The sequence below is a fragment of the Leucobacter sp. gxy201 genome, assembly GCF_051043335.1.
GTDB lineage: Bacteria > Actinomycetota > Actinomycetes > Actinomycetales > Microbacteriaceae > Leucobacter.
In genome coordinates this window covers 196977-203595 of record NZ_JAMXWS010000006.1, presented here as the reverse complement: position 1 = coordinate 203595, position 6619 = coordinate 196977, and the positions used below count along the sequence as shown (strand labels likewise).

The following is a 6619-nucleotide window of genomic DNA, read 5'->3' as shown; positions in this document are numbered from 1 at the left end:
GGCCAACGCCTACCCTGCCAGCCAGTCCCAGACCAGCCAAGAACAAGCCTCACAGTGGTGTACGAATCGAAGTCGGTGTGCAGGTCGCTGGCCCGCTCGGCCGCTGCGTTCAGGCGACGGGTAGAGGCTCAGCTGCAGGGATCGCCGTCGAGCGCTCCCCCTCCATGCTGGCGCTTCGCGCTGCACGGCTCCTGACCTCGGCCACGGCGGCGATCGCCATGACGATGAGGGCGAGGGCCGTGATGCCTGCGCCGATCCAGATCGGCGAGGTATAGCCGAGGCCCGCCGCGACGCCGACGCCGCCGGCCCAGGCGCCGAGCGCATTGCCGACGTTGAACGCGCCGATGTTGGCACCCGAGGCGAGCGTGGGTGCACCGCCCGCGTACTGCATGATGCGGCTCTGCAGGCCCGGAACGGTGCCGAAGCCGAAACCGCCCATGAGTACGAGGATGACGATCACCGCCGGCTGCGATCCGGCGAGCAGACCGAATGCGGCGAGCACGACGACGAGGGCGGCGATGAAGCCGATGAGCGTGCCGTCGATCGAACGGCCGGCGAGGCGCCCGCCCGCCCAGTTGCCGACGACGAGTCCGACGCCGAAGAGCACGAGCAGCCACGGGATCGTCGTCGAGGCGAAGCCCGAGACGCCGGTGAGCGTGTAGGCGATGTAGGTGAATGCGCCGAACATGCCGCCGTAGGCGAGCACGGTCACGATGAGCGAGAGCCAGACCTGGCCCGAACGGAACGCGCGCAGCTCGCTGCGCAGGCTCACCTGCTCCCCCGTCTGCGGCGGGGCCGTGACGAGGGCGGCGATGCCGATGAACGCGAGCACGCCGATGCCCGAGATGACCCAGAAGGTTGCGCGCCAGCCGAACTGCTGACCGAGGAAGGTGCCGAAGGGGACGCCGAAGACGTTCGCCGCGGTGAGTCCGGTGAACATCATCGCGATCGCGCTGGCCTGCTTCTCGGGGGCGACGAGCCCGGCGGCGACGACCGAGCCGATGCCGAAGTAGGCGCCGTGGCTGAGCGCTGCGATCACCCGACCGACCATCGCGAGGTCGTAGCCGGTGGCGAGCGCGGTGAGCGTGTTGCCGATGATGAAGAGAATGATCAGACCGAGCAGCACCGGCTTGCGCGGCAGCTTCGTCGTGACGGCGGTCAGCCCCAGCGCGCCGACGACGACGCCGAGGGCGTAGCCCGAGATCAGCCATCCCGCGGCGGCTTCGCTCACCCCGAAGTCGCCGGCGACCTCGGGCAGCAGGCCCATGATGACGAACTCGGTGAGTCCGATGCCGAATGCGCCGAGCGCGAGGGCGACGAGTCCGAGTGGCACGAGAATCCTGCTTCCCGCCCTGCCGTATGCGGCGGGCTTCTGGTAATCTAATTGCAGACGCGGGATATTGCGTCGATGAACACAATCATTGCACACGCAACTATCAAGCGCAAGCAACTATTTCTCGAGCGTCGTCCGGACGCTTCGAAAGGCGGGAATCATGGGCATCGCAGACGACGCGGTCGAGATCCGCGCTCGCGGGTGGCGGACGCTCGCAGCGCTGCACGGACTGATCGACGCTGAGCTCGAACGCGAACTCGGTCGGGTCGCAGAGCTGTCGGTCGTCGAGTACACCGTGCTCGACGCGCTCAATCGGCAGGATGGCTGGCACATGCGCATGCAGCAGTTGGCCCGCGCGACCGCCCTGAGCCCGAGCGCCACCACGAGATTGGTCACGCGGCTCGAGGATCGCGGGCTACTCACCCGCATTCTGTGCGCCGACGACCGCCGAGGTATTTACACCGAGCTCACTGCCGCTGGCCAGCAGCTCTACGAACTCGCCCGCCCGGTGCACGATGACACGCTCGAGCGGGTGCTCGCCGAGGCGGAGGAGCAGCCCGAGCTCGCGCCGATCGCTCATGCGCTCCAGTCCCCCGCGCTGGTCCGGTAGGCTGGAACGGTTGTGAGGGGCGTTAGCTCAGTCGGTTAGAGCAAAGGACTCATAATCCTTCGGTCGTGTTCTTGGCCCGGTCGCTCTCGGCCTTGTACTTACTGGGATCGCGGCGCATCCGCTGTAACTACACGGATGTAAATCCCCGCGAGATCCCCTCCGATCAATCCTGTCCATGAGCTAGATGGACACATGACATCGGTCGAAATGGGCGAGACACGCACATTTGGCTTCCGTGTAAGTTTTGGTTGTGGACTCAGAAACGAATGGACTTCGCCGACTCGTCGCCAAAGGTATTGAAACAATTGGAATAGGTGCTGGCACATACCTTGGATCTGGCGGTGATCCAGTAGGTACTGCCGTAGCGATGTCCGGGTCTTTGTTTGGTGCAGTCGGAAACGAGATAGCCGCAAGAGTACTGAGCCCTCGTCAGGAGGCCCGTGTAGGAGCATTGATCTTCTACGCAGGCTCAGTAATTAGCGCCAAGAAGGTTCTCGGGGAGTCCATTCGAGAGGACGACTTCTTCGAAGGTGAACACTCGTACGGTTACGAGTTTGCTGAAGGAGTGACACTCGCAGCAATGCAAACATTCGAAGAGAGAAAGCTGCCCTTTCTCGGAAATTTGCTTGCCAATGTGGCATTCATCCCAACAATCGACTCCGCTACGGCTAACTTTGCTCTTCAGACCGCGGAGGGGCTTTCCTGGTTGGAGCTATGCCTAATCGCAATAGTTGATCAGCCTGAGAAGTATCCGCTTCCAAAGTCTGAACCTCAAAAGGCAGCGGACTGGAAGACTCACACCGTGAGAAGTCGCCTCATAAGAATGGCCGATATTGGCGGTGAACTGCTGACATATGGGCGCACCAAAACGGCGAGAGTTGGGTTGCCTCTTATTGATACGAATCTTAGTTCGATCCATTTGACTGGCACCGGAAAACTAGTTGCAGGCTTGATGGAATTGAGTACAATCCCAGCGGCAGAATTGTGCTCGATCTACGATCTTGTATTGCTTGAGAGAGAAGACGGGCCTGAAGAATCAACTGGCTGACTCGCACTAGTTTCTTCAGACGGTATAGATAGCCTTGGGAATGCGACGTTCTTCGGCCGATCTACACGGACGGAGGCGACATGTTGGTCAAGCTCACCAAAGGAATGAAGTTCAAGGCTCGGTTCGCCCAAGGCCCAGGCATACAACTCCATCCCGGAAGCAGTCATTGTTGCAAACATCTCCATATCCCAAGAAATTTGCTCGTTCTCCGACGCTTCTACAGGACCGAAACCCCAGGTGCTGACGAAACCTAGGCGATTCAAACCTCCGAGGACATGGGCGAAGGTCGCCGATGCTTGCTCAGTTCCGCAAGGATCAAGCACATTCAGAACCTCATCCAAGTCGATCGAAATCTCCAACTTATTACGCTCAGATTCCTGACCAACTGCCAAGCCCGAATGTAACGCGGCGGTGGCCCACTCTCGATAGAGGATGAAGTGCATCCTGATCTGAAGCGCACTCATGTCTGAAACTTGAGCCGCCCACGCCACGCCGCGGTCATCAGTTGCCTCATCCATACTTGCGGCAAGCACGCCAGACAAGTATTCCGCCATGACTTCATCTTCAGCATATGAGCCCTCTTCCAATATGCGGTGGGCTACACGCGGATGGGGAGCACCAGCACGTCCGCGAGCCTTTCCTTCCGCTTTTTCTAGCACCTGACCCACGTTGCGGAGGCGGTACTCGGTATACCTTCCAAGTGCATCTCCGATTGCGTCCGCGGACCTTCCCAGAACTCGTTCAAGGAGTCGTCCTGCTGTCTTTGATGGCTCCGAATTGAGGATGCCAGTTACGGCACTAGCTGCAGCAAGGCTCGCCGACACAGGTTCTGTCATATGGCGAATGTACCCCATGTCATTTCGCGAACTGCACAATTGCAAAATTACAGATAAAGCAACCACGAAGGAAAAAGAGAGCGATATCTAAGGAGTCTGTAGGGCGTGCGGGACTTGAACCCGCGACCGATGGATTATGAGTCCAGTGCTCTAACCGACTGAGCTAACGCCCCCTGGCAACTTTTCCATCCTATAGGTACGGCCCCCTCAGCCAGACCGTTTCCGCTCGCTCTTCTGAAGGCCTCGAATCGGGCGAGCTGAGCACTGTATCCGGCTGGATAGAGGTGGGCGTAGATCGCATCGGTAGTCGCGACGTTCGCGTGGCCGAGCCAGCGGCTGACTTCGTGGGGCTAGAAGCCTGCCGCGAGCCAGAGGCTTGCCGCGGTGTGTCGTAGGTCATGGATCCGCATCTTCGGAAGCTTGGCTCTCAGCAGAGCAGGCTTGAAGTGATTGCGGAGAGGTGTCGAGAGTCGATCTCACAGGAGCCAGGAGCTCGCCCTGGCCAGAATAGCGCCTTTGATCGCCCTGATTTTGGATGGGCGAGTAAGTGGTTCTTGATGTCGACGATGAGCTTGCTGTCACGAGGAGGCACTTCACGGGGGGATCGCGCCGACTCGGACGTCAGGTGACCCATCCGTTGCCCTTCATACGCTGCGCTTCTACCTCACAGTCCCTCGGTCCTGGGTTCAAACCCCACACGCCCCGCTGACAAGTGCTCGACATGCCGTCGAGTAGGAATCACCAAGGTTGTCGGAACGCGTACTTTCCGTCGATGAACACGTCGATGTACGTAGCTCCGCCGTCGATGCGCTGCTGAGCGATGAAACGTACTGAGACGATGTGCCGTTCATGCACACCGACTTCGAAGTCGAATACGTTCGGCATGACGTTACCGAGGTTGCCGCCGCTGTCGACGACCATCGCGTCGTTTACGCGAATGGTGATGCGGTTGCGCAAGCCAGCAACGTCTACGCTGACGGCATGAAGCTCCTGCACTCCGACGGTGAAGGTGAAACTCGCTCGCGACATGGGTCAACCCAATCACATCGAAAGCGAGAGTGTCGAGTTAGAAGGGTGGTGGTTCGCCGGTCTCGACGAACCTGACCCGGCCCTCCGGCACCGTCCGGGTCTTCCGGTCGGTCGGCGAGGTCCATTCGTAGGTCGCGTCCGGCAATTGGACCACCTGCCAGCCGCCGTGATGCTTCACGAGATGATGATTACGGCACAAGTACCCGAGGTTCGTCATCGCGGTCTCGCCGCCGTCTTGCACGGCGATCGTGTGGTCGATATCGCAGCGGAACCCCGGCATCCTGCAGCCCGGCCACCGGCAATGCGCGTCTCGGACCTGGAGCTTGCGCTTCTGATCCGCCGACGGCACCCGCGATGCGACCTCACGGATGTCGCCGGTACCGGGATTCACGGTGATCTCCGTCCATGAGGTCGCGGCTCCCGCGATGCGGCGGGCCATGTCGGCCGGGATGGGGCCGCAGCCCTCGAGCTCGGGCTGGAGCGTGGACTGCAGTCGCGCCCCGGGGCCCGAGGATGCTTCAGCATCGGGGTCGCGTGCCATGTCGGTGTCGAGGCCGGGGCCGAGGTCGGGTTCGAGGTCGGGTTCGAGGCCGGTGTCGAGGTCGTCCGCGTGAACGATCACCTGCACGATGCCCTGCACATTCCCCGCAGCCGCCGACTCCGCGGCCACTGCCGCATCCGCGACCGCCTCGGCGCCTGCTTCGGTGGTGAAGTCGATGCCGAGGAAATCGGCGAGCAGATCCGCCCGGATCTCCCCCACACCCCGCGGCCGCACCGCCGGCGGTTCAGTGCCCTGCTTCTGGGTGTCCTCCCGCGCTGCGCGTGCCTCTGCCGCCTCGGCCTGGGCGGTAGCTTGCGCCATACGGGTGAGCCGGGTGTAGATCGCTTGCGCCCGATCCACCGGCAGATACGCGCACAACAGCGCCATACTGTCGCTCGCGGTCTCGATCCATACCCGCCGGTGTCGTTGTTCGCGTGCATGCCGGTCGTCGATCGATTCCCACGCATACTTCTCCGCAACCCTGCGCGCATAGGGGCGCAGCTGGTTCGGGGACACGGTACGGGCCTTGTCGAGCACGAGCCGCACATACTCCCGGCGACGCTGCGAGATCTCCGAAGTATCTGCACTGCCGGGGATACCGATGATGCGGCCGGCCTCCGCGATCACGCCCGCATGCTGCGGCGCCACCTCCCCCGCCTCGAGCGCGGTCACGACCTGCGCGTACTGGGTGGTGAGTTCGACTGCATTCTCGATGCGCTGCTGCACCGACTGCTCCGACAACCGCGCAGACGCGGCAACGTCAGCGACCGCGCTCCGATATGCGAGCGACCGCTCCACCGGCCCATCCCCCGACTTCCCCGCCACCGAAGCCTCGTCACACGAGCCCGGCTCCCCCGCAATCCGGCCCGCATCCTCGGCGGCAGCGACGGCCCGCACATACGCGTGCGCCCGCAGACGTTCCGCCTCGAGCGCGCGAGAGCGCCGCTCGATATCCTCGACCCACGACACCGCACGGTCCAACGCTGCAAGGTTCGGGCTGCCCGGCCCGAACACCCCCACCGGCACCGCCCCCGAAGGGCCGCCGGAAGCACCCACCCCAGCTCTGGCACGAGCACCGGCACGCACCCCGGAAGTACCGGATTCCGCGAGCACGGAACCCGGGCCCTGAGGCGCGTGATCGGAGGTGGTGAACATGCTTCCATTGTCCCAGTTCCCACCGACATCCGCACCCCGAAAAATGCTTCTGATCAGGAATTGTGGA

Annotated in this window: 6 protein-coding genes and 1 tRNA gene; 2 read left to right on the top strand and 5 right to left on the bottom strand. The window is 62.4% G+C overall.

The genetic code is table 11. The features are described from left to right. Window positions 1–109: 109 nt before the first annotated feature. Window positions 110–1333: an MFS transporter gene (locus NHL51_RS11590; RefSeq protein WP_434143939.1), complete on the bottom strand. Its 1224-nt coding sequence runs from the start codon at window positions 1331–1333 to the stop codon at window positions 110–112. A gap of 160 nt (window positions 1334–1493) precedes the next feature. Here NHL51_RS11590 and NHL51_RS11585 point away from each other — a divergent pair, with 160 nt between their 5' ends. Together NHL51_RS11585 and NHL51_RS11580 are read left to right on the top strand one after the other, a co-directional pair. Then, the gene (locus NHL51_RS11585) at window positions 1494–1943 is read left to right on the top strand and encodes a MarR family winged helix-turn-helix transcriptional regulator (RefSeq protein WP_434143937.1); all 450 of its coding nucleotides are present in this window, start codon (window positions 1494–1496) and stop codon (window positions 1941–1943) included. A gap of 250 nt (window positions 1944–2193) precedes the next feature. Beyond that, the gene (locus tag NHL51_RS11580) at window positions 2194–2991 is read left to right on the top strand and encodes a hypothetical protein (RefSeq protein ID WP_434143935.1); all 798 of its coding nucleotides are present in this window, start codon (window positions 2194–2196) and stop codon (window positions 2989–2991) included. On the opposite strand, the gene NHL51_RS11575 is transcribed toward NHL51_RS11580, so the two are convergent. The 4 genes from NHL51_RS11575 to NHL51_RS11560 all read right to left on the bottom strand — a co-directional run bounded on the left by NHL51_RS11575 (window position 2937) and on the right by NHL51_RS11560 (window position 6552). Next, window positions 2937–3827, bottom strand: a complete 891-nt coding sequence (locus NHL51_RS11575) for a hypothetical protein (protein WP_434143933.1) — start codon at window positions 3825–3827, stop codon at window positions 2937–2939. The two genes, NHL51_RS11580 and NHL51_RS11575, sit on opposite strands and share 55 nt — an antisense overlap. Window positions 3828–3926: 99 nt before the next feature. Beyond that, window positions 3927–4000: transfer RNA gene (locus NHL51_RS11570), tRNA-Ile, on the bottom strand. Window positions 4001–4565: 565 nt separating this feature from the next. Further along, the gene (locus NHL51_RS11565) at window positions 4566–4856 is read right to left on the bottom strand and encodes a hypothetical protein (RefSeq protein WP_434143932.1); all 291 of its coding nucleotides are present in this window, start codon (window positions 4854–4856) and stop codon (window positions 4566–4568) included. A 37-nt stretch (window positions 4857–4893) separates the two neighbouring features. Beyond that, window positions 4894–6552 (bottom strand): HNH endonuclease signature motif containing protein, encoded by a 1659-nt coding sequence (locus tag NHL51_RS11560; protein ID WP_434143931.1) that lies wholly within the window; start codon window positions 6550–6552, stop codon window positions 4894–4896. Window positions 6553–6619 lie beyond the last annotated feature (67 nt).